General features: G+C 32.2%; 21 protein-coding genes and 2 pseudogenes. 1 reads left to right on the top strand and 22 read right to left on the bottom strand.

All coding sequences use genetic code 11. From position 1 onward, the window contains the following. Positions 1 to 482 precede the first annotated feature (482 nt). The 8 genes and pseudogenes from SBL16_RS11620 to hflX all read right to left on the bottom strand — a co-directional run bounded on the left by SBL16_RS11620 (position 483) and on the right by hflX (position 6601). On the bottom strand, positions 483 to 860 hold the full coding sequence (locus SBL16_RS11620) for a DUF4355 domain-containing protein (RefSeq protein ID WP_107612129.1): 378 nt from the start codon (positions 858 to 860) through the stop codon (positions 483 to 485). Beyond that, a pseudogene (locus SBL16_RS11615) lies at positions 851 to 944 on the bottom strand (hypothetical protein); the annotation flags it as partial. The gene SBL16_RS11620 and the pseudogene SBL16_RS11615, both read right to left, overlap by 10 nt. Before the next feature lie 55 nt (positions 945 to 999). Beyond that, a complete protein-coding gene (locus SBL16_RS11610; RefSeq protein WP_002433602.1) occupies positions 1000 to 1209 on the bottom strand; it encodes a hypothetical protein in 210 nt (69 codons plus the stop codon). Next, positions 1209 to 2057 (bottom strand): annotated as a pseudogene (locus SBL16_RS11605) (minor capsid protein); the annotation flags it as partial. The gene SBL16_RS11610 and the pseudogene SBL16_RS11605, both read right to left, overlap by 1 nt. A 117-nt stretch (positions 2058 to 2174) precedes the next feature. After that, positions 2175 to 3515: a type I glutamate--ammonia ligase gene (gene glnA / locus SBL16_RS11600; RefSeq protein WP_011275890.1), complete on the bottom strand. Its 1341-nt coding sequence runs from the start codon at positions 3513 to 3515 to the stop codon at positions 2175 to 2177. Between the two features lie 20 nt (positions 3516 to 3535). Further along, a complete protein-coding gene (locus SBL16_RS11595) occupies positions 3536 to 3901 on the bottom strand; it encodes a MerR family transcriptional regulator (RefSeq protein ID WP_011275891.1) in 366 nt (121 codons plus the stop codon). Positions 3902 to 4104: 203 nt separating this feature from the next. Beyond that, positions 4105 to 5343, bottom strand: a complete 1239-nt coding sequence (locus tag SBL16_RS11590) for an aminotransferase class I/II-fold pyridoxal phosphate-dependent enzyme (RefSeq protein ID WP_107612128.1) — start codon at positions 5341 to 5343, stop codon at positions 4105 to 4107. 19 nt (positions 5344 to 5362) lie between these two features. Further along, complete coding sequence (hflX, locus tag SBL16_RS11585) at positions 5363 to 6601, bottom strand: GTPase HflX (RefSeq protein WP_317954184.1); 1239 nt, start codon at positions 6599 to 6601, stop codon at positions 5363 to 5365. Between the two features lie 109 nt (positions 6602 to 6710). Here hflX and SBL16_RS11580 point away from each other — a divergent pair, with 109 nt between their 5' ends. Beyond that, entirely contained in the window at positions 6711 to 7187 is a 477-nt protein-coding gene (locus SBL16_RS11580; protein ID WP_037537208.1) for a glutathione peroxidase, read from the top strand. Between the two features lie 192 nt (positions 7188 to 7379). Here the strand turns inward: SBL16_RS11580 and hfq are convergent, their stop codons facing one another. The 14 genes from hfq to SBL16_RS11510 form a co-directional block, all read right to left on the bottom strand. Further along, the gene (gene hfq / locus SBL16_RS11575) at positions 7380 to 7622 is read right to left on the bottom strand and encodes an RNA chaperone Hfq (RefSeq protein WP_011275895.1); all 243 of its coding nucleotides are present in this window, start codon (positions 7620 to 7622) and stop codon (positions 7380 to 7382) included. Next, positions 7576 to 8574 (bottom strand): tRNA (adenosine(37)-N6)-dimethylallyltransferase MiaA, encoded by a 999-nt coding sequence (miaA, locus tag SBL16_RS11570; protein ID WP_037537267.1) that lies wholly within the window; start codon positions 8572 to 8574, stop codon positions 7576 to 7578. The genes hfq and miaA overlap by 47 nt, the downstream gene beginning before the upstream one ends. Positions 8575 to 8589: 15 nt before the next feature. Then, positions 8590 to 9513: an alpha/beta fold hydrolase gene (locus SBL16_RS11565; RefSeq protein ID WP_107612126.1), complete on the bottom strand. Its 924-nt coding sequence runs from the start codon at positions 9511 to 9513 to the stop codon at positions 8590 to 8592. Between the two features lie 292 nt (positions 9514 to 9805). Next, positions 9806 to 11479, bottom strand: a complete 1674-nt coding sequence (locus SBL16_RS11560) for a glycerol-3-phosphate dehydrogenase/oxidase (RefSeq protein WP_107613425.1) — start codon at positions 11477 to 11479, stop codon at positions 9806 to 9808. A gap of 152 nt (positions 11480 to 11631) precedes the next feature. Continuing rightward, positions 11632 to 13131 (bottom strand): glycerol kinase GlpK, encoded by a 1500-nt coding sequence (gene glpK / locus SBL16_RS11555; RefSeq protein WP_053017106.1) that lies wholly within the window; start codon positions 13129 to 13131, stop codon positions 11632 to 11634. Between the two features lie 130 nt (positions 13132 to 13261). Further along, positions 13262 to 14080, bottom strand: coding sequence for an MIP/aquaporin family protein (locus tag SBL16_RS11550; protein WP_107612124.1), 819 nt, complete (start codon positions 14078 to 14080; stop codon positions 13262 to 13264). Between the two features lie 226 nt (positions 14081 to 14306). After that, positions 14307 to 14840 (bottom strand): glycerol-3-phosphate responsive antiterminator, encoded by a 534-nt coding sequence (locus tag SBL16_RS11545; RefSeq protein ID WP_037537275.1) that lies wholly within the window; start codon positions 14838 to 14840, stop codon positions 14307 to 14309. A 15-nt stretch (positions 14841 to 14855) separates the two neighbouring features. Continuing rightward, the gene (gene mutL / locus SBL16_RS11540) at positions 14856 to 16868 is read right to left on the bottom strand and encodes a DNA mismatch repair endonuclease MutL (protein ID WP_317954176.1); all 2013 of its coding nucleotides are present in this window, start codon (positions 16866 to 16868) and stop codon (positions 14856 to 14858) included. Positions 16869 to 16880: 12 nt separating this feature from the next. Continuing rightward, positions 16881 to 19532 (bottom strand): DNA mismatch repair protein MutS, encoded by a 2652-nt coding sequence (gene mutS, locus SBL16_RS11535; protein WP_107612122.1) that lies wholly within the window; start codon positions 19530 to 19532, stop codon positions 16881 to 16883. A gap of 267 nt (positions 19533 to 19799) precedes the next feature. Then, positions 19800 to 20291, bottom strand: a complete 492-nt coding sequence (gene thiW / locus SBL16_RS11530) for an energy coupling factor transporter S component ThiW (RefSeq protein ID WP_107612121.1) — start codon at positions 20289 to 20291, stop codon at positions 19800 to 19802. 21 nt (positions 20292 to 20312) lie between these two features. After that, on the bottom strand, positions 20313 to 20678 hold the full coding sequence (locus tag SBL16_RS11525; RefSeq protein ID WP_107612120.1) for a RicAFT regulatory complex protein RicA family protein: 366 nt from the start codon (positions 20676 to 20678) through the stop codon (positions 20313 to 20315). Then, positions 20679 to 22223 (bottom strand): tRNA (N6-isopentenyl adenosine(37)-C2)-methylthiotransferase MiaB, encoded by a 1545-nt coding sequence (gene miaB, locus SBL16_RS11520; protein ID WP_037537282.1) that lies wholly within the window; start codon positions 22221 to 22223, stop codon positions 20679 to 20681. 297 nt (positions 22224 to 22520) lie between these two features. Then, entirely contained in the window at positions 22521 to 22817 is a 297-nt protein-coding gene (locus SBL16_RS11515) for an MTH1187 family thiamine-binding protein (protein ID WP_011275907.1), read from the bottom strand. Positions 22818 to 22877: 60 nt separating this feature from the next. Beyond that, positions 22878 to 23489 (bottom strand): poly-gamma-glutamate hydrolase family protein, encoded by a 612-nt coding sequence (locus SBL16_RS11510; protein WP_053017102.1) that lies wholly within the window; start codon positions 23487 to 23489, stop codon positions 22878 to 22880. Positions 23490 to 23692 lie beyond the last annotated feature (203 nt).

The following is a 23692-nucleotide window of genomic DNA, read 5'->3' as shown; positions in this document are numbered from 1 at the left end:
CTCTCTACAACTATAAAAAATAGCTGTGAAAAAATCTATCGTCATAGATTTCTTCACAGCTAATCTTAGTATGTTTATTTTAAATTAATATTTATGGTTCTATTCTTAATTTATAAAGCTAGATATTAAAGCAAGTAATGCTAATATAAAAATCCCTATCGTTAAATATAGAGATATTTGATCCCTGTTGATTTTCATAATGTTAAACGCTCCTTTTATTTCTTAAAATAATTAACCATTGCTAACAATAAAGTAACTACATTAATATAAAAAGTTAACTTTCTTCTCAATTCTCTACTCATAAAACCCATCCACTTATAAATTATTAACTATTTCATGCGTCTTACTCGAGTCAATAGTTCTCAGACTTTGAGACCAACTTTTTATTTAATTATATTATATTAATTTTATAATATAACACACAAGTGTAAATTCAAATTTTATCGCAAGATATTGAGGCACATTTTAGTTCAGCAATTAAATTAGGGTTTTTCTATTATGTCTACAATTTGATCATCAAAATTTTCTACACCCGATTCACTAAGCATTGAACGCGTTTCATTTCTCATTTGAGATAATGCCTTTTCAGCTTTTAATGCTTCATTTTCTTTAAAAAGTTTTTCTATCTCATATTGACTTTTTTGGTCTTTATTCATCTTGGCCAGTTTTTCAGCTTCTTGAATAGCGTCTTTAATACGCTCATCAGATTTTCTTCTTTCTCTAGCTAGACGGTCTTTAATCATTTGAGATACTTCTTCTTGGGAAAATGTTTTCTCATTATGTTGGGCTTGTTCATTAGGTGTTTCTAAATTCTCATTGCTTTTTGTTTCTTTAGTAATATTACTTTGGTTGTTTTCCACGAGATATACCTCCGTTTATAGTCTGTCGACTTTTCATTCCATACTTGCTTTTATAACGTCATCAGCACGTTTTGGACATAAAAAATAACCTTCTGTAGAAGGTTAAAAAAGTGTATAAAAATAGCATCTTGGCCTTTTATTATCGAATAGATGCTTTATCTATAATCTTTATATATTTAATTTCACTTTCATCAAAATCATATAACAATTTTCCATCATCTAAATGTATAGAATCTTCTCCACTTTCGTTGTCTACTTCATCATCATAGTTTGTAACTTTACCAATGAATTGTTGTCCATTTGTCAACTCTATCAATACATTTTCACCTATGTAAGACCATAATTTCATCACTTCTCCTCTTTTCCGTTTGGAATAATATGAGTACAAGTTTTTGAATAATGTACTGTACCTACTTTTGTAGTTTTAAATTTGCCCTCAATATAATCTTTGCCAATAATTTTTCCGAAGTCAATTATTTCTTTATTTTTCCATATTCCTTTTGAATCAGTTATCAGTCTCCCACTACCGCTTTTTTGAATTATCAAAGAATTAAGTTCATCGCTTGTTAGTAATGTAAAACTAGGAGTTGCTTTTCCATTTTTTAAATTCTTCAGTTTGTATTCTTCGTATGATTTATGACCTAACAAATGTCTATTTTGTTTTTCTGGGTTTATATCTAATTTTATTTTACCACTACGTACCATATCAAGCATTTCTTTTTTTGCTTTTTCTTGTATTTTTTCTTTTTCTAATACATTATCCTGTATTTGATACTTACCTTTACGTTCATTAAAGAATTTATCCCGCCAGTTTCCCACATGCGGTACTGTAGTACTTCTACACCATGGATGCATTGGTGGAGCATTAACTCCAGGTATCATATCTTTAACTTTAAATACCTTACCATTTAATGTGTGACATATTTTAGATGTTTTCTTGTCAATTTTTGCTACATACTTGTACTCGCCATCTTCACCTTATTCTTTAAGATAAGTTAGCTTCTGTGATTCAGCCTGAACACGTGCAGATTCAGTAACTAACAATCTACTAGCATTATAAGTAGTGGAATTTGTTTGCTTTTTAAACTCAGATACATACTCATTAGGATGTCTCCCTCTATGTAATACATTGCTCGTCGTTGTTTCCACTTCTTTTTGAACTACAGCCATATCTTGCCATAATCTAGTTGACCAATTTGAATTTCTTCACAAAAATGGTCAAGTAAATTTAGCTTTTCAAACACAAAAAAGAAGCTAAGGCAAGATGCCTTAACTCCTTATACCACTAAGTCTTTCCCCAATTTGCTTAGCGAATTAATATTGTTTCATGTATTGATCGCGTTCCCATTCAGAAACTTGAGTTCTGTAATAATCCCATTCAATTGATTTAGAGTTAATAAATTGATTGTAAATGTGATTACCTAACGCTTTTTTAACTGTGTCATTTTCACGCATAGCTTTTAAAGCAGTGTAAAGTGTTGAAGGTAAGTCTTGGATACCTACAGCTTCACGTTCTTCACGGTTCATTTCATAAATATTTTGGTTAACTGGTTCTGGGACTTTAGTTTTGTTCTTAATACCATCTAAACCAGCTTGTAGGATAGTTGCTAATGCCATGTAAGGGTTAGCAGCTGGGTCTACTGAACGTACTTCAATACGAGTTGATAATCCTCTTGAAGATGGCACACGTACTAATGGTGAACGGTTTTTACCACTCCAAGCGATATAACAAGGTGCTTCGTAACCAGGAACTAAACGTTTATAAGAGTTTACTAATGGGTTACATACAGCTGTGAATCCACGCGCATTATTTAAGATACCTGCAGTAAAGTGATAAGCATCTTCTGTTAATTGCATTTCACCATTTGGATCGAAGAATGCATTTTCTTTGCCTTTGAATAATGATACGTTGAAGTGCATACCGCTTCCGTTAACACCGAATAATGGTTTTGGCATGAATGTTGCATGTAAGTTATGCTTACGTGCAATTGTTTTAACAACTAATTTAAATGTTTGGATGTTATCACAAGCAGTAATCGCATCTGCATATTTAAAGTCAATTTCATGTTGTCCTGGCGCAACTTCGTGGTGACTTGCTTCGATATCGAATCCCATATCTTCAAGTTCTAACACGATGTCACGACGGCAATTTTCACCTAAGTCTGTAGGTGCTAAATCGAAGTAACCACCATTATCATTTAGTTCTAATGTTGGTTCACCTTTTTCATCTAATTTGAATAAGAAGAACTCTGGTTCAGGCCCTAAGTTGAAATCTGTATAGCCCATATCTTCCATTTCTTTTAACACACGTTTTAAGTTATTACGTGGGTCACCAGCAAATGGTTCACCGTCAGTAGTATAAACATCACAAATTAAACGAGCTACTTTACCTTGACCGGCAGTCCATGGGAAGATAACCCAAGTATCTAAATCTGGGCATAAATACATGTCAGATTCTTCGATACGTACGAAACCTTCGATTGATGAACCATCAAACATCATTTCGTTGTCTAATACTTTTTCTAATTGGCTAACTGGTACTTCAACGTTCTTGATTGTACCTAAGATATCTGTGAATTGTAATCTTAAATATCTTACGTTTTCTTCTTTTGCAAATTTACGAATGTCATCTTTACTAAATGTACGTTTAGGCATGGTAGAAATCCTCCAAAAATTTATTTAATAAACCGTGATAAATCCCCACGATTTATTGGCAAAGCTTCACCAGGTGGTTTCTGCGTTGCGTCTACAATCATTCTTTTTCTAATCTCTTGTTCATCTGATGTTAAATGCCCTTGATTATTAGTTATGATTTGTTTAATTCCTTTAAGGTTAAATCCCTTCTCAATCAAAGATTTAATTTCGAGGAGACGTTCTAAATCATTTAACGAGAATAATCGCTTATTTCCTTCTGTACGCTCGGGCATGACAAGTTCATGTGTTTCATAGTAGCGGATTTGTCTTGCAGTGAGTTCTGTTAATTTACAAACAACACTCATAGAGAACACGGCCATATTACGTCTGATTTTATCGTTAGACATTAATAACCTCACCTCTACTTTTGAACTTGATACTAATTTAGCATAGTTTAAAGCGTATTACAAAAATATGTTAGGTTTTCTTACATGTAATTTTAAAAGCTATATTTAATATTAATTACAAAGCCTTTTATACCAGGTGATTTATATTGAATTATAAATTTTTCCAAAAAACCCCTACTCAACTCAAGTAGGGATACATTTTTCTATATCAAGTTTTGTTCTTTTAAATAACTAACTGCACGTGTAACAGCTAATTTAACATGTTCATATGTTAATCCGCCTTGTACATAAGCTTCATACGGTGGTCTAATAGGTCCATCTGCAGACAATTCAATTGAAGACCCTTGAACAAAAGTACCGGCTGCCATAATGACATCATCTTCATAACCAGGCATATAGCTTGGTTCTGGACTAAAATGAGCATTAATTGGTGAAGCATGTTGAATACTTTGGCAAAATGCTATCATTTGTTCTTTAGTATCAAATTGGACAGTTTGTATTAAATCAGTACGTTTAACATTATATTTAGGAACTGTTTTCATATTCATCTTTTCAAGGAGTAAGCTTGTAAATAATGCACCTTTCAAACTTTGACTAACTACATGTGGTGCTAAGAAGAATCCTTGATACATTTCTTGTAATGAATATAAAGAAGCGCCGGCCTCTTTACCGATACCAGGAGCTGTTAATCGATAACCACAACGTTCGATTAAATCTTTACGTCCGGCTATATAACCACCAATCTTAGCTAGACCACCGCCTGGGTTCTTGATTAGTGAACCTGCTATCAGATCTGCACCAACTTCAATAGGTTCACGTTCCTCGACAAATTCTCCATAACAGTTATCTACAAAAACAATGACGTTCGGATATTGTTTTTTAATTGCATGAATAGCTGATTCAATTTCGTCAACAGTGATTGAAGGTCTTTGGTCGTATCCTTTGGAACGTTGAATTGCCACTACTTTTGTTTTGTTTGTAATGGTTTCAATTGTAGTATTTATATCTATTTGTCCATCTTTTAAAGGGACTTCTTTAAATTCGACACCGTGTTCTTTCAAGCTTTCAATGCCATTTCCATTTACCCCTATTACTTCAAGCAACGTATCATATGGACTTCCAGTAATATATAATAGTTCATCTCCGTATTTAAGTGTACTTTGAAGTGCTAGAGTAATCGCATGTGTACCAGAAATGATTTGCGGGCGCACAATAGCATCTTCAGCTTTAAATGTATGTGCATAGATTTCTTCCAAATGGTCCCGACCAAAATCATCATATCCATACCCTGTACTTCCAACTAAATCACTCTCGGTAGCTTTAACGTAATGAAAAGCATTCAGAACTTTTTCCTGATTGCTATATGCAATTTCTTCTATTTCTTTAAAATATGGTGCCAACGTCTTCTCTACGTCTTTAACCATTGATGTAATATCTGACATTTTCATATACTTCCTTTTATCATTTTTTATATCCAGTAATGACGTAAGTTTCATTTTCAGCATCAAAATTCATTTCTTCAATGAGTGTATGCTGCTTTAAGAAATAAAGTCTATCTGCGTTTGTACTTGGGACAATCTCTTCATAGAAACTTAGTGTTGATTTAACTTGATCTATTAAAAATGCCTTAACTTTAGATTTATCTTCTTCATTACGGCTAGTGACAAAGATAGATGGAGATGCAGATAATGGTTTATCATCACTAACACTACATTGATCCTTCTTATTAAATATAACCGCTTGTGGTATTTGATTCATATCTAAGTCATTAATCAATTGATTTACTGTATCATATTGAGAACGGTATTCTGGATGACTTGCGTCAACAACATGTAATAATAAATCTGCACCTTTTGCTTCTTCTAAAGTTGATTTAAAGGCGGCAATCAACGTCGTTGGTAACTTTTGAATGAAACCTACAGTATCTGAAATAATTAAATTAAATCCTTCATTTATTTGAATTTGACGTGTTTTAGGATCTAATGTTGCAAAGAGTAAATCTTTTTCAAAGGTTTCTTCGCCAGATAATACATTGAACCATGACGATTTGCCCGCATTTGTATAACCTAAGAGTGCAATCTGAAAGACTTGATTTTGTTCACGTTTGTTACGATAACGTTCCCTGTGTTCCACTACAGTTTTTAATTGATGTTTAATTTCATTCATACGTGTTCGAATGTTACGTCTGTCCATTTCTAACTTAGTTTCACCAGGACCACGTGTACCTATGCCACCACCTAGTCTTGATAAACTCTTACCATGTCCTTGAAGTCTTGGCAATAAATAATCTAATTGCGCTAATTCTACTTGTAATTTACCTTCGCGACTGCTAGCTCTTAAGGCAAATATTTCTAAAATCAATTGTGTTCTATCGATAATTTTAATGCCCAAATTATCATTTAATGTTTTTGATTGAGCGGTAGTTAACTCATCATTCGTTACTACGACGTCTATACCATGGAATTCAATAAAAGCTTTAAGTTCATCAATCTTACCTTTACCAACGTAATATTTATGATCGACTTGTTCTCTATTTTGAGTAACTTGTCCTTTAACATCTAGTTGACAAGTCAAAGATAGGGCTTTTAATTCTTCCATCGTTGAATCAAAATTAAATTCGTTTTCATTTTGAGCATGTACACCGACTAATACAGCAGTTTCTAATTTTTTCTTTGTTTCATGAGTAGTTTGCTGAGTCATGTTATACATCTCCTTCTTATATGTTTCTCAAATATTCTATCATAGTGTCTATGCAAAGACTATCCACTAAAATTATGTTACATTAAACCTATATCGAAAGGGTGATACTATGGAAAATATATATGATTTTGTTGTACAAAAGTCCAATGGTGAAGATTATAAATTAGAAGAATACAAAGGCAAAGTAATGCTAATCGTTAATACTGCAAGTGAATGTGGTTTCACGCCACAGTTTGAAGGCTTACAAGCATTGTATGAAAAATACAAAGACCAAGGTTTTGTGATATTAGGTTTTCCATGTAATCAATTTGGTGGTCAAGAACCTGGTTCAGGTGCAGAAGCTAATCAAAATTGTAAAATTAATTACGGTGTGACTTTCCCTATCCATGAAAAAATAGATGTCAAAGGTGAAAATCAACATCCTTTATTCCGCTACTTAACTGATGCAGCTAAAGGAATGTTAAGTGAAAAAATCAAATGGAATTTCACTAAATTCTTAGTTGATCGTGATGGTAACGTTGTAAGTCGTTTCTCACCTCAAAAGAAACCAGCACAAATCGAAAAAGATATTGAAAAATTATTATAGATATTGTTTTAATACAATAAAAAGCTTCATTATAGAGTGAAATAGCAACTCTATAATGAAGCTTTTTATATTACAAACATTCCTCTATTTGTCAAAAGTGCTAAAATTTGATGAGTTTATTACAAGTTACACTTTCATTAAGACCGTTGTCTACGCTCTTAAGAACTTGCAACGTTGCACTTTAATTACAACTTATTCTTCACTATTTACTGATTCTTCAGAATCTGAAACTTCAGTCTCTACAGTAAATGTGCTGATCGCATGTTTGTATATCAAATGTTGTTTACCTTGAGAAACTAAACTTACAACATATTTGTCAAAGTCTTCAATAACACCTTTCATTTGAAAGCCGTTTAAAAAGAAAACTGTAACTTCTGTTTGTTGTGATTTAAAGTTCTCTAGTGCTTGATCTTGGATGTTGTGGTTTGCAATCATGTTTAGAACTCCTTTTATTTATTTGGGTTGTAATCTCATCTAACATCATTTGAAGTGACATTGTCTCTCTATTAAACCATTGAACAGTCAATTTATTCTTGAACCATGTCAATTGTCGCTTAGCATATTGTCTAGAATGTTGTTTTAACGTTTCAACTGCTTGGTCTATTGATAACTCACCATTCACAACAGGTACCAGCTCTTTATAACCAATTGCTTGCATACTTTGAGTAGATTCATAACCCTGTTCTACTAGATTCTTCACTTCATTAAATAATCCGTGGCTCAACATAATATCTACACGTTTATTTATTCTTGAATATAATGTTTTGCGCGACATTTCAATCCCTATTAATAATGTATCATAATTTTCTGTAAATTGTTGTACTTTCTTGCGAGAACTTATAAGTTTTTTTGTGTTTAAGTAATATTCAATCGCTCTAAGCACTCTTTTTCTATTATTTGGATGTATGTCTTTCGCAGATTGTGGATCAAATGTAGCTAAATAATCATGCACTTCTTGATTAGTTAATGGTTCTAATTTTTGTAATTGTAACTGTGTTTTCTGTTCAACTTCTTTTGAAACTGTCTCATCATCAAAAGGATAATCATATATTAACGATTGTATATATAACCCTGTTCCTCCTGCTATGATCGGTATCTTTCCTCTTGAAGTAATATCTTCTATTAGTGCTTGAGCACGTAATTTGAAATCGTACACAGAAAATGAGTCATCTGGATTTAAAATATCAATCATATAATGAGGAATTCCATCCATCTCTTCATTTGTAACTTTAGCAGTACCAATGTCCATTTGTTTATAAACTTGCATGGAATCCCCACTAATGATTTCACCGTTAATTTGTTTAGCAAGTTCAATACTTAACTCTGTTTTACCTGATGCAGTTGGACCTACTATAACTACTAAAAACGGTTTATTGACGTCACTCAATAGTTATCCCTCACTTTATTTTTTCTTTAACACTTGTTTTTGGATCCATTCAAACATATGACTCCAAATCATTTCTTTTTCATCTTCAAATAAAATTTCATGTCTTCTATTAGCATATAGTTGGACTGTTATATGGTTTATTCCAGCACGTTTGAATTTCTTTCCTAATTTACGTATACCTTTCCCATAATCTCCAAATGGATCATCCTTACCAGAAATAAGAAGTATTGGTAATAGTTCATTCATTTTTTTAAGTTGATTATTATTTGCTGTAAGTATCATATTCTTAACGGTTTGGTAAATTAGTTGGTTTGAAACTAAGAAACCAGTGTAATCATCCTTAACAAATTTATTAATTTCATCGCGTTTAGATGATAGCCAATCACTACTTGTTTCAGGTTGGTCTATCTTTTTATTAAACGATTTATAAACAAATTGATTTACCCATTCTAGGCGACTGCGCTTCCCAAAAATTAAAGTTATTAATTTTAAAACGATGATGGCTGGAATCCCTTTATATTTTGGATATTGACCAGTACCAGTGAGAATTAAACCTTGCGCAATGTCTGGATATTTCTCTACAAATAAACGCGCAATAATTGAGCCCATTGAATGTCCTAAAACGATATATGGAATATTGTGATCTGAACCGTGAAGTGTTTGAGCTATTTCATATGCATCTTGTGCAATGATATTCATATCATCGTAATGACCTCTTTCATTTTCATAAATATCAATACCATGCCCTCGATGATTATGTCGAATAACATCATATCCCTGATGTGTTAAAGCTTGCACAAGTGCTTCATATCGATCCATATGCTCGGCCATCCCGTGAAAGATATGGACGACACCAAATGTTGCAATCTTAGCCTTATCTACTTTTACTTCAATCATAGTGCCGTCTTCAACGGTAATTTTGAATGATTGTTGACTCACGCATATGCCTCCTTGTGAAATTATAACTTAATCCTTAAAGCTTATATTCTTTTTAATATACCTTTCATTCTTAATGTTATCAAATTGTTAGTCTCATTTTAACAACTAAAGCTTTGTAACATAAAATTACTTTATTTTATAAAAAATGAACCGAGATGAGCTTCATATTAAAGCTCTCTCAGTTCAGATATTAACTACGAATTTGAAGTTTAAAATTAATTTACTAGTTAGTTAACAGTATCATATTTGAATTTAATCAAAAATGTTAAATTTCAAAACATAAATACTAATTTTATTTTAGTACTGCAAGTTGTTCATTTCCACGAGTTGCTTCTTCAATTGCAATATTAATTTCTTTAGTAAATTCGTTTTGTTGACTTTGTGTATAGTTTAGTAATTTAGCAAGTTCTTCAACGACTGCATCTTTATATTGTTTAACTTCATTGATATTGAAATAAAGTTTACCAGATCTACGAATTAAGAAATCAGTTGGTTTAAACACCATTTCATTTTGTACACTATATACTAATTCAACGTACAATTCTAAAGGTAAATTTAAATCTTTGTCTTGTGCAATTTGTGCGATGTTAAATAGTTTATCTACGTTAGAACCATATTTAGAAGCTAAACGTTTGGCAACATCGGCTTGAAGTCCAATCGCTTTACCTTCTTCAACTTTGCGTTTCACAAAACTTTCAAAGTTAGCGCTACCACCTACATCACCACCAGAAATTGGTGTATGTTTTGTTTTACATTCAGCAAAAGTCAATTTATATTCTTGTTTCAAGCGCTTAGCTAATAAATCTACGATTTCAAGCGCCATATGACGATAACCTGTTAATTTACCACCTGCGATTGTTAATAAGCCTGATTTACCTTCCCAAATTTCATCTTTACGTGAAATTTCAGAAGGGTCTTTTCCATCTTCTAAAATTAAAGGTCTAACTCCTGCCCAAGTTGATTCGATATCTTCATCTTTAACATTAACATCTGGGAACATATAGTTAATCGCATCAATTAGATAATCTCTATCTTCCTGTGTTGTTAAAGGTTTTGTTTTGTCATTATCATAGAAAGTATCTGTAGTTCCAACGTATGCTTTACCTTCACGTGGAATTGCAAAGATCATTCGACCATCTTTTTCAGTGTCAAAATAAACAGCTTGTCTTAATGGAAACTTAGATTGATCAATGACTACATGGACACCTTTAGTTAAACGTAATTGTTTATTGTTACGTGTATAATCTTTTTTACGAACTTCATCTACCCAAGGACCTGCTGCATTAATAACTTTTTTAGCGTTAATTTCATACATTTCACCAGTAAGTAGATCTTGCACTTCGATACCTCTTACTTTTGATTTAGAATCGTAAATGAAATCTGTAGATTTCGTGTGATTTAAAATCTCTGCAGCATTTTCTTCAGCACGTTTCATAACTTCAATTGTTAAACGTGCATCATCAGTACGGTATTCAACGTAATAACCGCCACCTTTAAGGCCATCTTTTTTAACCAATGGCTCTTTGTTTAATGTTTGTTTTTTGCTTAACATTTTCTTGCGTTCATATTTTTTTACGCCTGCTAAACGATCATAAGCAGTTAAACCTAAATTAGTTGTGAATTTACCAAACGTTCCGCCTTTGTGCATTGGTAATAACATCCATTCAGGAGTAGTTACATGAGGGCCATTTTCATAAACAATCGCACGTTCTTTACCCGTTTCAGCTACAACTTTGATTTGAGCTTGTTTTAAATATCTTAAACCACCGTGAACAAGTTTAGTAGAACGAGAACTTGTACCTTGAGCAAAATCTTGCATTTCTACTAAAGCTACTTTCATTCCTCGTTGAGACGCATCTAACGCAATACCTGCACCTGTAATACCGCCACCGATAATAACGACATCGTATTCTTCATTTTGTAAATTTTTCTTAATTACTTCTCTGTTTAATGTTGATAAAGCCATAAATATACCCCTCCGATATTTTATTTAAGCGAAAAAAGAGAGACCTATCCATACAGAATCAAACTGTATGCAACAGGTCTCTCAAATCTCGACTGATGTATTAACTTAATTTAATCATATCACACTTCAATAAACTAAGCCATGTTTAGAGATTAATCTTCCAATTTAAAGACCTGAGTAGCTTCAACTGCTTTTTTCCAACCTTTATATAACTTAGTTCTGTCTTCTTCAGACATCTGTGGTGTAAATTCTGTTTCTAATTGCCATCTATTTGCTATTTCATCTTTACTATCCCAGAAACCAACAGCTAATCCTGCTAAATAAGCTGCACCTAATGCTGTCGTTTCTTGTATTTCAGGGCGTTCTACAGCAGTATTTACAATATCAGCTTGGAATTGCATGATAAAGTTATTTTTAACTGCACCACCGTCAACACGTAAATTGTTCACTTCAATCTTAGAGTCTTTAGACATAGCTTCCATAACATCACGAGTTTGGTAGCATAAAGATTCTAAAGTCGCACGAATAAAGTGTTCTTTTTCAGTACCGCGACTTAAACCAAATATAGCACCTCTAGCCTCTGAATCCCAATAAGGTGTACCTAATCCTACAAATGCTGGTACGAAGTAAACATTATCTGTAGAATCAACACGTGTAGCATAATTCTCTGATTGAGGTGCAGAATTTATAATTCTTAGTCCATCACGTAACCATTGAATTGCTGAACCTGAAACAAAGATAGAACCCTCAAGTGCATAATTGACTTTACCGTCTAAGCCGTATGCAATAGTAGTTAACAATCCACTTTCAGATTTAACTGGTTCTTCACCAGTATTCATTAACATAAAGCCGCCTGTACCATAAGTATTTTTAACATCTCCACGTTCGAAACAAGCTTGTCCAAATAGTGCTGCTTGTTGGTCACCAGCGATACCTGAAATCGGTACCTCTTGACCGAAGAAATGATAATCTTTAGTATGAGCGTAAATTTCACTAGATTCTTTAACTTCCGGCAATAATTGTTTAGGTACATTTAATAAATCAAGTAGCTCATCATCCCATTTTAAATCGTAAATATTATACATTAAAGTACGACTAGCATTTGAATAATCTGTAATATGTGCTTCTCCACCAGATAACTTCCAAACGAGCCAAGTATCAATTGTACCGAATAATAAATCACCATTTTCAGCTTTTTCTCTAGCTCCATCAACATTATCAAGAATCCATTTAACTTTTGTACCAGCGAAGTAAGGATCTAACAATAATCCAGTTTTATTGCGGAATGTTTCTTCATGACCTTGTTCCTTTAATTCATGACAAATTGATTGTGTTTGACGGGATTGCCAAACAATTGCATGGTATATTGGACGTCCAGTATTTTTATCCCAAATAACTGTAGTTTCACGTTGGTTGGTAATCCCTATACCCTCAATTTGGTCAGCGTTAATTTCATTTTCATTTAATACTTCAGTCATAACTGCTAATACCGAAGTCCAAATTTCATTTGCATCGTGCTCTACCCAACCTGATTTAGGGAAGTATTGCTTAAATTCTCTTTGTGCAACACCTTTAATATCGCCTTCTTTATCAAATAGAATAGCTCTTGAACTTGTTGTTCCTTGGTCAATCGACATGATGTATTTTTCCATAAATTTTCTCCCTTTCTGCTATGTGAATAAAAACACTTATTTTTTAATTTTGAATAATAAGGAAGTGTACTATATGTATAGCACTTTTCCAAAAAAATTAACCACTAATTTAAGATATTTATTAAATTAATTAATAAATAGACTCAATATCATTTGATTTATTAGATTTGTTTAATACTAAACCTAATACTAATGTTGCTATTACTAGTAAAATACCTACTGCACAAATTAAATCAAATTGACCTTTATAAAACACTTTATAAATTACTGCTCCAAGCATACCTCCAGCTATAGGTCCTAATACAGGTACTATCGCGTATCCCCAATTAGAACCACCTTTACCTGCAATTGGTAATATAGCATGAGCGATTCTTGGTCCTAAATCACGTGCTGGATTAATTGCATATCCAGTCGGACCACCTAAGCTCAAGCCAATAGCCACGATTAAGCCACCAACAATAAGTGGATTCATTCCATCTGCAATTTTATTTACACCGATAAATAAGATACCTAAACATAGGATTGCTGTCCCAATAATCTCACTTAAAAAGTTTGCAAAATAATTCTTAATTGCAGGTGCTGTAGAGAATACACCTAACTTTGCACCCTGATCTTCAGTTGCCTTCCAATGTGGTAAATACATTAACCAAACTAATACACCACCAAAGATACCTCCAAGCATTTGACAGATAATATAGCCAGGTACTTTAGCCCAACTAAAACTTCCATCCATCGCTAAAGCAATTGAAACCGCTGGATTTAAATGTGCACCTGAAAACTTACCAACTGCGTATGCGCCCATTGACACGGCTAATCCCCAACCTGCTGCAATTACTATCCAATCAGAATCCTGTCCAGCACTTCGCTTTAAATTGACGTTAGCACAAACGCCACCACCGAAAAGGATAAGAATAGCAGTACCAATAAATTCTGCTAAATATTCATTCATGACGAATCCTCCTATAAGACAAAAAGATTCCTACAAAAGCGCTAATAAAGGCATTGCAGAAATCTCTTCGTCTCTTAATCTAATATTAACTTGTTTAAATCATACAGAAAGTTTGTAAGCGTTGTCAATACTTTCGTTAAAAATTTGTCACATTTAAATTGTTTAAAAAATAGTTATGATTGCTTTTTAAGATTTTAAATTAAAGCAAAATTGTTAACGATACTATCTACCATAATAAACGATTGCTTGTTGTAACGTAACTTGCCCCGCTATCAAGTGCTTGAACAATTTCACTTTCTTCATTAATTAAACCACCTGCTATAACTTTTGAAGGGGTTTCTTCATCAATAATTTTAACTACTTTATGTGCAATCCCAGGTAATACTTCAACGAAATCTGGTTCAACCTTCTTAATTAAGTTGATGCTTCTACTTAATGCTTGGCTATCTATAATAAACACCCTAAAAATCGTTAACTTATTTAACGATTTAGCCTTCTGAATTACTTTAGATTTGGTAGAAACGATCCCTTTAGGATTATAAGTTTGAATTATATACTCACAAGCAAATTCATCGACAGCCATCCCTTTAATTAAATCAATATGAATATAAGTTTCAATTTGATTCGCTTTAAGTAATGCCATAACACTTTTCAAATGGCCGATATGCATATCTAATAATACGCATATCTTATAATCTGTTTTTATTAATTTCTCTAAATCTTTCATGTTGCGTATCGCTGGTAAAACATATTCCTTCATGCGGCATTTTCCTCTCTACATTACACGTTTAAATAGTTTTTCAAGTTCATAATTTGAGAAATTGATGATTATAGGTCTGCCATGAGGACAAGTGAATGGATCTTCTGCTTCACGTAACTGATCAATCAAATCCGCCATTTCATTATTTTTTAAATAATGATTTGCCTTTATTGATTTTTTGCAACTCATCATGATGGCAGCATCTTCACGCATTTTTTTAACATTTACTTTTTTATCGTTTAATACTAACTCAACCATATCTTGAATAATTTCTTCAGCTTCAGCTTTTGGGAACCAAACTGGGTAACTATTAACGATATAATCATGACCGCCAAAGTGCTCTAAATGAACACCCACTTTGTCTAATTCATCTTGATATTGATCAATAATCATTTGTTCATCTTTTGAAAAGTGGAATGTTAGTGGTATTAATAAATCTTGAACTTCATTAGTCACTTCGCCAATTTTTTCTCTAAAATATTCATATTTGATACGTTCTTGTGCAGCATGCTGATCTATCATAAACATGCCATTCTCATTTTGAGCAATGATATAAGTGCCATGCACTTGTCCAACGACTTCCATATACGGAACGCGTCGAGATGGTGTGTTACTTACTTTACCTTTAATATCATTATTATCTTGCTGACTGTATAATGTTTGATAAGCTTTTGATGACGCTTCATCACTATTGTTTTGTTCAATTACAACTTCTTCTGAATCGTTTGTAGATTCGTCATTTAATGATGAAACATCACCATTGTCTAAGTCATTCAAAATTTCTTTTTGAATTTGGAAGTAATCTTTGTCATCTGAACGTTTATTATTATATACGAAACTTTCCGTACTTTCATTAATTAACTCATTATTATCTAAATTTGAATTTTGTACTTCAGATTCACTCATATCATAATAATGAGAATTAGAATTGTCTTGATTAGTGTTACGCTGCCTTCTTTCAAAGTCTAATTTTTGTTGTTCAAATTGATTTAAGACTTTATTTTTTTTAGGCGTTCTATCCAAATCGTTTTGTGGAATTAAAATTCTATCCTTGAATGCATAACGGATTTTCTCAACTATTAATTGATATAATTGCTCTTCCTTTGATAATCTGACTTCTAATTTAGTTGGATGGACGTTCACATCTACTAATATAGGATCCATTTCTATGTTTAAATAACATATCGGGTAGCGTCCTATTGTCAGTAATGTATGATAACCTTCAATAATAGCTTTATTTAGTACAAAATTTTTAATATATCTTCCATTGATAAAAATTGATATATAATGTTTGTTACTTCTTGAGTGTTCTGGCTTGGCCACAAAGCCTTCAAGGTGATAATCACTTGTATCACCTTGAATATGCACTAAATCTTTTGCTACTTTTATACCATAAATCTCTGACATAACTTCATTTGTTTTACCTGAACCATTCGTTTTTAATAACGTTTTTCCATCAGATATTAAAGAAATTCGTATATCAGGATGACTCATTGCCATCCGATTCACAATATCTGTAATTTTACCTAACTCTGTGTATAAGCTTTTAATATATTTTAAGCGAGCTGGTGTATTGTAGAAAAGTGATGAAACAGTAATATCTGTACCTTTTTTAGCTTTAGCAGGTTTACGACTTAAAATCTCTCCCTTTTCTGCATAGATTTCATGTCCATTTTCATTATCAGTGCAAGTTTTAAGTGTAACTTTAGCAACTGAAGATATGCTCGCTAATGCCTCCCCACGAAATCCTAACGTTCTGATATGAAATAAATCGTCATCGGCATCTAATTTACTAGTGGCATGTCTATGAAACACTAAATCTAAATCATCTTGTTCTATTCCAGTACCGTTATCTACTACTCTAATTGAGGATATACCTGATTGTTCTACCTCAATATTAATTTCTGTCGATTTAGCATCGATTGCATTTTCTAGCAATTCTTTCACAACTGAGCTTGGACGCTCTACTACTTCGCCTGCTGCTATTTTATTAGCTAAAGAGGTTTGTAGTTCTTTAATTTTGCCCATTTTCAAACACCTCTATCTCAATTGGTTTTGTAATTCACTTAGTTTTAGTAATGCTTCAATAGGCGTCATGTTTGATATATTAAGATTTTTAATCTGTTCCTCAATTTCACTAGTCATTGTTTCTGAATCAAATAAATCGAAAGACGCTTGCTCAAATTCATTCTCATTTTCATACTTTGTTGTTTGAGACTTTTTATCATTGTTATTTGCATTTTGTGCGTCATCATCTTCAAACCCTTCCACTGAGGCTGAATCTTTAAGAACAGTAACGTTAGAATACTCTTCATTATCAGATGCATTTTGACTTTGTTCAAAAGCATCTAATATAACTTGTGCACGATTAATAACTTCATCTGGCAAGTTAGCTAGTTTCGCTACTTGAATACCATAACTATCATCTACAGCACCATCTTTTACTTTATGTAAGAAGATTAATTCACCTTGATATTCATCTGCAGCCACATGAACATTTTTAAGACTTGGTAGTTCTTGATCTAAAGTCGTAAGTTCATGATAGTGTGTTGAGAATAAAGTTTTCGCATGAGATGTTTGAGCAACATATTCAATCATTGCTTGAGCTAGCGCTAACCCATCATATGTTGAAGTTCCTCTACCAATTTCATCGAAGATTATTAAACTATCTTCTGTTGCGTAAGTTAAAGCTTTTTGTGCTTCTAACATCTCTACCATAAATGTACTTTTTCCTGATACTAAATCATCTGCAGCACCTATACGAGTGAATATTTGATCAAATATTGGTAATTCTGCTTTATCACAAGGAACATAAGCCCCCATTTGAGCCATGATGCTTATGATTGCTACTTGTCTCATGTAAGTTGACTTACCAGACATGTTAGGACCAGTTATTAGATATATAAAGTTATCTTTATCTAATTTACAGTCATTAGGTACATAGTCATTGTAGTCCATCACACGTTCAACAACAGGATGGCGAGAGTTCTCTAAACTTAGCGTTTTATTATCACTAAATTCAGGTTTAACATAGTTGTATTTTTGTGCAATTTCAGCAAAACTTTGTAGGCAGTCAAGTTCAGAGATGATTTTAGCCTGTTTTTGAAGTCTTTCAGTATATGTTTTAATGTGTTCTCTTAGGCGAACAAATAGTTGATATTCAAGATCTACCGCTTTATCTTCTGCACCTAAAATAACATCTTCTTTTTCTTTCAATTCATCTGTAATGAAGCGTTCGGCATTGGACAATGTTTGTTTACGGTGATAGCCAAATTTACTAGGTTCAAATCCTTGTAAATTTGCTCGTGTAATTTCTATAAAATAACCAAACACTTTGTTAAAACTAATTTTAAGAGATTTAATACCTGTACGCTCTCTTTCTTTAGCTTGTAGTTGTGCTAACCAATCTTTTCCATTTTTAGAAGCTTCTAAGTATTCATCTAATTGTTTACTAAAGCCTTGTTTAAATAGACCACCATCTTTAATGGAAATAGGCGGTTCTTCGATTAAACTATCTTCTAACACTTGTAATAAGTCTTCTAACGGTTCAAGGGAACTAAATTGATTTGATGCTACGTCATTCATACTTTCAAGTAAAGATTTAATATTAGGTATCTCTGAAATTGAATGTTTAAGTTGAATTAAATCACGCGCATTGACATTGCCATAACTGACACGGCCAACAAGTCTTTCTATATCATATACTTGATTTAAATATCCTCGTAATGTGTCTCTCTCAATAAAGTGATTCATGAATGATTCTACTACACTTAGTCTTTCTTCAATTCTTTCTTTATTGATTAATGGTCTGTCTATCCATTGCTTAAGGCGACGTGCTCCCATCGGCGTTTTAGTTTCATCCATTAACCATAAAAGTGTTCCTTTTTTAGATTTTAATCTAATACTTTCAGTTAATTCTAAATTTCTTTTAGCATAGTAGTCCATCTTCATAAAATCCACTGCAGCATACGTTATTGCAGTTTCTAAGTGAGACAAATCTCGTTTTTGAGTATGATAAACATAATCGAGTAATAGTTGTGTTGCTAGATACATATGATTATTAGTTAATTGATTCACTTCATAGCTTGCATCGGAAATAGATTCTCTAATTGTTATAGTTTCTGTAGTTAAATAGATTTGTTTTTTAAGATTATCATCAATTTCCTGGTTAACAACGATTTCATTAGGATTAATAGTTACAATTTCATTAATCAATGTATCTTCATCTTCAATTTGAGTGGCCTTTAACTCTCCTGTAGAAATATCACAATAACTAAGGGCGTAGTTACTATCTTGTTTAATGAAACTTAAAATGTAGTTATTTTGGTTTTCATCCATACCACCTTGTTCCATGACTGTTCCAGGTGTTACAACTCTAACTACTTCACGTTTTACCATACCTTTAGTTTGTTTAGGATCTTCCATTTGTTCACAAATTGCTACTTTATAACCATTATTTATCAATGTTTCAATATAGCTATTAGCGGAATGATACGGAACGCCACACATAGGTATTGGATTCTCTTTTTTAGCATCTCTTTTAGTTAATGTAATTTCTAATACCCTTGACGCTTCTTTAGCATCTTCAAAAAACATTTCATAAAAATCGCCTAATCTGAAGAATAATAAGCAATCTTGATATTGCGATTTAATTTTTAAATATTGTTGCATCATCGGTGTCGTGTTAGACATATTTTCACAACCTTACTAATTTTTTCCGATTTATTACATGCTTTTAACTCATATATTTTAACATATGAAATGTTACAACGCTCGTGAGTTCATTTTATTGATTTTATTTACTTTTTAGAGTTTAGTTAAAAATGATTCATCTTAATTTACAAATAAAAAAGATTATCACAACAAAATAAAGACCACATCCGTTTCATAAACGACTGAACTTTACTTTTTGGAATGATAACCTCAAATCAACTAAAACAATCTCTTATTTCCAAACTATTATTTTTTAAATCTATCTAGTAAACCTCTTTTTTTCAACATTATAAGTAAGAAATAACTAATAGCAGCTCCGATAAAACTTGAAATAATAAACGCTATCATTAAAGGTTTGACGAAGAAATCTTGCATACCTAAAACCCAGGCCATTGGTATACATAAAAGACTTCCTATAATGCCTGTACCAATTACTTCACCAACAGCAGCCATAAAGATATGTCTTCTATACATATAGAATACACTAGCCAATAGCACGCCAATCATACTTCCAGGAAATGCAAAAAAACTACCAGTACCAAATAAATTTCTTATGATTGATGAAATTAATGCTTGGGCTAAACCGTACCATGGTCCTACAAATACTGCACATAACACATTGATGAAATGTTGAACAGGTGCTGCTTTGACAGGACCTAAGGGTATGATAATAATACTGCTTAATACAACATTAGTGGCAATTAACAGTGCAGTAAGTGTCAATTTTCTATTGTTCATAGTGCTTATCCCTTTCTTCCATTAATCCTTATGTTCATCTTCATTATGTTCATTCAAACGATCTTCCATTGTGCTTATCATTAGTTGTAATAAATCATTTGCTTCATAATGAGCAGAACGAAATTCTTCCACTATTGGTAATTCATTAATTTCATGTTCAAGCGCTTCAATTTCATTTTCTGATTGTTGATAAGCATGTTGTTTCCCATAATTTTGAAAATTAACAGATTGCTTCTGTTGTTTTTTTAAGCGGTTCATTTTACTTTCAATATTATGATTTTCATGAATTTGTTTCTCTATATTTTGATAAGATTTTATTAAATCTAAATCTTGAATTTTACTCGTGAGTTGATCGGCTTGTTTTAAAATATCATCTTTACTATACATTTAATTTGTCACCAATGGTGCATCGTTAAATTCTTTGAATGTACCATTTAATGAATATTGCTTTGTTTCATCAATTTCAACATTTACTAACTTACCGATTGCTTCACGTGGTCCTTTAAAGTTAACTAACTTGTTCTTTTCAGTATAACCTGCTAAAACTGTATCATCTTTTTTACTTGAACCTTCACATAGAACAGTTACAGTTTTGCCTTCATATTGATTCATGGCTTTTTCTGAATAATGTCCTACTTTTTTATTTAAACGTTGTAATCGTTCTTTTTTAACGTCTTCAGGTACATTATCTTTCATTTTTGCGGCAGGTGTACCATCCCTTTGAGAGTATAAATACGTATAAGCGTGCTCAAATTGAACTTCGTCATATAGTGATAGTGTCTCTTCAAATTGCTCTTCAGTTTCGTTTGGATATCCAACAATGATATCAGTAGTTAAAGCTACATTAGGTATTGATTTTTTTATTCTATTAACTAGATCTAAATAACTTTCTCTTGTATATTTACGTCCCATAATTTTCAATACAGCATTATTTCCTGATTGCACGGGTAGATGGATATGAGGTACAATATTGCCACCTTTAGCTATTACTTCAATCATTCTATCTGTAAAGTCCCATGGGTGACTAGTAGTAAAACGTACTCTTGGAATATCAATTTTGGAAATGTCTTCTAATAAATCTCCTAATCCATACTCTAAATCCTTAATATCTTTACCATATGAATTTACATTTTGACCAAGCAAAGTTATTTCTTTATAACCATCTCTCGCTAAACCGCGAACTTCTTCAATAATATCTTCTGGTCTACGACTACGTTCTTTACCTCTAGTAAAAGGTACAATGCAATATGTACAGAATTTATCACAGCCATACATAATATTAACCCATGCTTTTGTACTACCTTCACGTACTTTAGGAAGGTTTTCAATAATGTCGCCTTCTTTAGACCAAACTTCGACAACCATTGCTTTAGATAGGTATGCTTCTTCTAAAATTTCAGGTAATTTGTGAATATTATGAGTTCCAAAAATCATATCCACATTTTGGTATGATTTAAGTATTTTATTTACTACTGACTCTTCTTGTGACATACATCCACATACACCAATTAATGCTTCTGGTCTATTCTTTTTTAAATGTTTTAAGTTACCAATTTCACTAAACACTTTATTTTCAGCGTTTTCACGAATCGCACATGTATTTATCAAAATAACGTCCGCTTCGTTGATATCTTCTGTAGCAGTATATCCTAAGGCTTGTAATATTCCTGCCATTACCTCAGTATCATGTGCATTCATTTGGCAGCCATATGTTTTTATTAAGAATGTGCGGCCTTTGCCCATCCCTTCAAACTTGTCTTCTATATGAAAGTCACGATTATAATTTATATCTTGTTTTCCACGTTTACGTGCTTCTTTTAAACTAGGTGGTTGATAAATTTTTTCGAAATATTTACTATAATCTTTTTCTACTTTTCTATCGCGTTCATCAAGGATATTTATCGTACCAGCTTTTCTTTGTTCTTCGTTCACTTTAAAAAATTCCTTTCTATATGCCCTTATATCATTAGTTCATTATATTAAAATTAATAATAAAGTGCAAAAAGAGTTGAAATAGTTAATAAATTTGTCATTTAAAAAGTGGAATGGGGTGGGATAGAAATAATATTTTTACAATATTTATTTAGATGTAATCCCAGCAAAGCAAGATTAACTAGCATTATATAAGCTTGTTATAAGTATTTTTTAGAACAGTCAACTACTGCCATTATAAAAAATATAGCCTAAGACACAGATTTATGTCTCAGGCTTATCTCATTTAAACTTTACTTACTCGTTATCATATTTTCCTGTCAATGTTTCAATTGTGATGCCAGCTGGTACATGGTAGAACTTAACTTGACTTATAATACTCGGACATTCTAATTCAACCATACGTTCATGCAATTTTTGGATTAAAATTAAGCACTCACTCATATCACCTTGAACTGTGGTCTCAAGCGGGCCAACTCTAAAATGCAATCCAGAATCATCAATAATTTTTATTGCCTCATCTACATAAGGTATAACGTCTTCATTGTTTGGCGTTTTCGGAACGATTTGAATACTCATTAATGTGTCTTGCATTAACAATCACCTCATTCAATATTATTACCTTAATTTTACCACGCCCTTATTTAACTTGCCTTAATTAATTGCCGAGTTAATTGCTTGGCCAAAATCATACATTTTATCATCCCAATTTGATTCATCCATTCTACTTTTACGATTAAACTTATTATTTTTAAATAAAGACTTTCTTAAACTAGATGTTAATTCTATTTGTACCCCAACTTCATTTTTCGTGCAATTAACTATATTATCATCTTGAACACCAGACATGTGACTCGGTGCTTCTTTAACTTCTACACCTATTTGATTTAATTCATTAGCAATACGCTCTTTTAATTGATTATCTTTACCACCGATATAAGCAACGTTTTCTTCACCAAGACATCCATGAATTGTTACAGCACGTTCACTAGATTTCACTAAGTTCATTGCGATATCATTATCATAGTTTATAGATGTCACATGCAATTCATTGTTTCCTTTTGTACGAATACCGTTAAAGGCGAAATAATTAAATTGCCCTTCATTAGCGATGACCCTAGCAATTTCAGAAGTAGCTGGTTCAATTCCACCACCATGTATTGCTAAAATCGTTACGTTACTATCTCTATCTTCAGTAATTATCTCCCAATCCTCATTCTCAATTGTCTCATTTTGTAATTCTTTCATTGAATGATATTTATCCATTGTAAAAACCTCTCTTAAGTATAGTGTTATTATTATTCTTTCCCATTTTATAGGTTCTAAAAAGTATTTAAATGATTTTTAACAATGATTACTTAAACTAAAATATTTTAATATTTTCTATACATCATTAAGCAATGGTGTTATTATTTTCAATAAAAAAACTCTTAAGTTATAAAAAAAACTCACTTCAAAACTTAAAGCGT

Origin of the sequence: Staphylococcus sp. NWU MK-U1 (assembly GCF_033283505.1) — a bacterium.
GTDB lineage: Bacteria > Bacillota > Bacilli > Staphylococcales > Staphylococcaceae > Staphylococcus > Staphylococcus haemolyticus.
The sequence above is the reverse complement of the archived record's forward strand: the minus strand, read 5'-3'. Positions and strand labels throughout refer to the sequence as shown.

Bases quoted from the DNA above. Each gene is read 5' to 3' on its own strand.
- SBL16_RS11610 (WP_002433602.1), bottom strand. From the start codon at position 1,209: ATGAAATTATGGTCTTACATAGGTGAAAATGTATTGATAGAGTTGACA.
- glnA (WP_011275890.1), bottom strand. From the start codon at position 3,515: ATGCCTAAACGTACATTTAGTAAAGATGACATTCGTAAATTTGCAAAA.
- SBL16_RS11595 (WP_011275891.1), bottom strand. From the start codon at position 3,901: ATGTCTAACGATAAAATCAGACGTAATATGGCCGTGTTCTCTATGAGT.
- SBL16_RS11590 (WP_107612128.1), bottom strand. From the start codon at position 5,343: ATGTCAGATATTACATCAATGGTTAAAGACGTAGAGAAGACGTTGGCA.
- hflX (WP_317954184.1), bottom strand. From the start codon at position 6,601: ATGACTCAGCAAACTACTCATGAAACAAAGAAAAAATTAGAAACTGCT.
- SBL16_RS11580 (WP_037537208.1), top strand. From the start codon at position 6,711: ATGGAAAATATATATGATTTTGTTGTACAAAAGTCCAATGGTGAAGAT.
- hfq (WP_011275895.1), bottom strand. From the start codon at position 7,622: ATGATTGCAAACCACAACATCCAAGATCAAGCACTAGAGAACTTTAAA.
- SBL16_RS11560 (WP_107613425.1), bottom strand. From the start codon at position 11,479: ATGGCTTTATCAACATTAAACAGAGAAGTAATTAAGAAAAATTTACAA.
- glpK (WP_053017106.1), bottom strand. From the start codon at position 13,131: ATGGAAAAATACATCATGTCGATTGACCAAGGAACAACAAGTTCAAGA.
- SBL16_RS11550 (WP_107612124.1), bottom strand. From the start codon at position 14,080: ATGAATGAATATTTAGCAGAATTTATTGGTACTGCTATTCTTATCCTT.
- SBL16_RS11545 (WP_037537275.1), bottom strand. From the start codon at position 14,840: ATGAAGGAATATGTTTTACCAGCGATACGCAACATGAAAGATTTAGAG.
- mutL (WP_317954176.1), bottom strand. From the start codon at position 16,868: ATGGGCAAAATTAAAGAACTACAAACCTCTTTAGCTAATAAAATAGCA.
- mutS (WP_107612122.1), bottom strand. From the start codon at position 19,532: ATGTCTAACACGACACCGATGATGCAACAATATTTAAAAATTAAATCG.
- thiW (WP_107612121.1), bottom strand. From the start codon at position 20,291: ATGAACAATAGAAAATTGACACTTACTGCACTGTTAATTGCCACTAAT.
- SBL16_RS11525 (WP_107612120.1), bottom strand. From the start codon at position 20,678: ATGTATAGTAAAGATGATATTTTAAAACAAGCCGATCAACTCACGAGT.
- SBL16_RS11515 (WP_011275907.1), bottom strand. From the start codon at position 22,817: ATGCAAGACACATTAATGAGTATTCAAATCGTTCCGAAAACGCCAAAC.
- SBL16_RS11510 (WP_053017102.1), bottom strand. From the start codon at position 23,489: ATGGATAAATATCATTCAATGAAAGAATTACAAAATGAGACAATTGAG.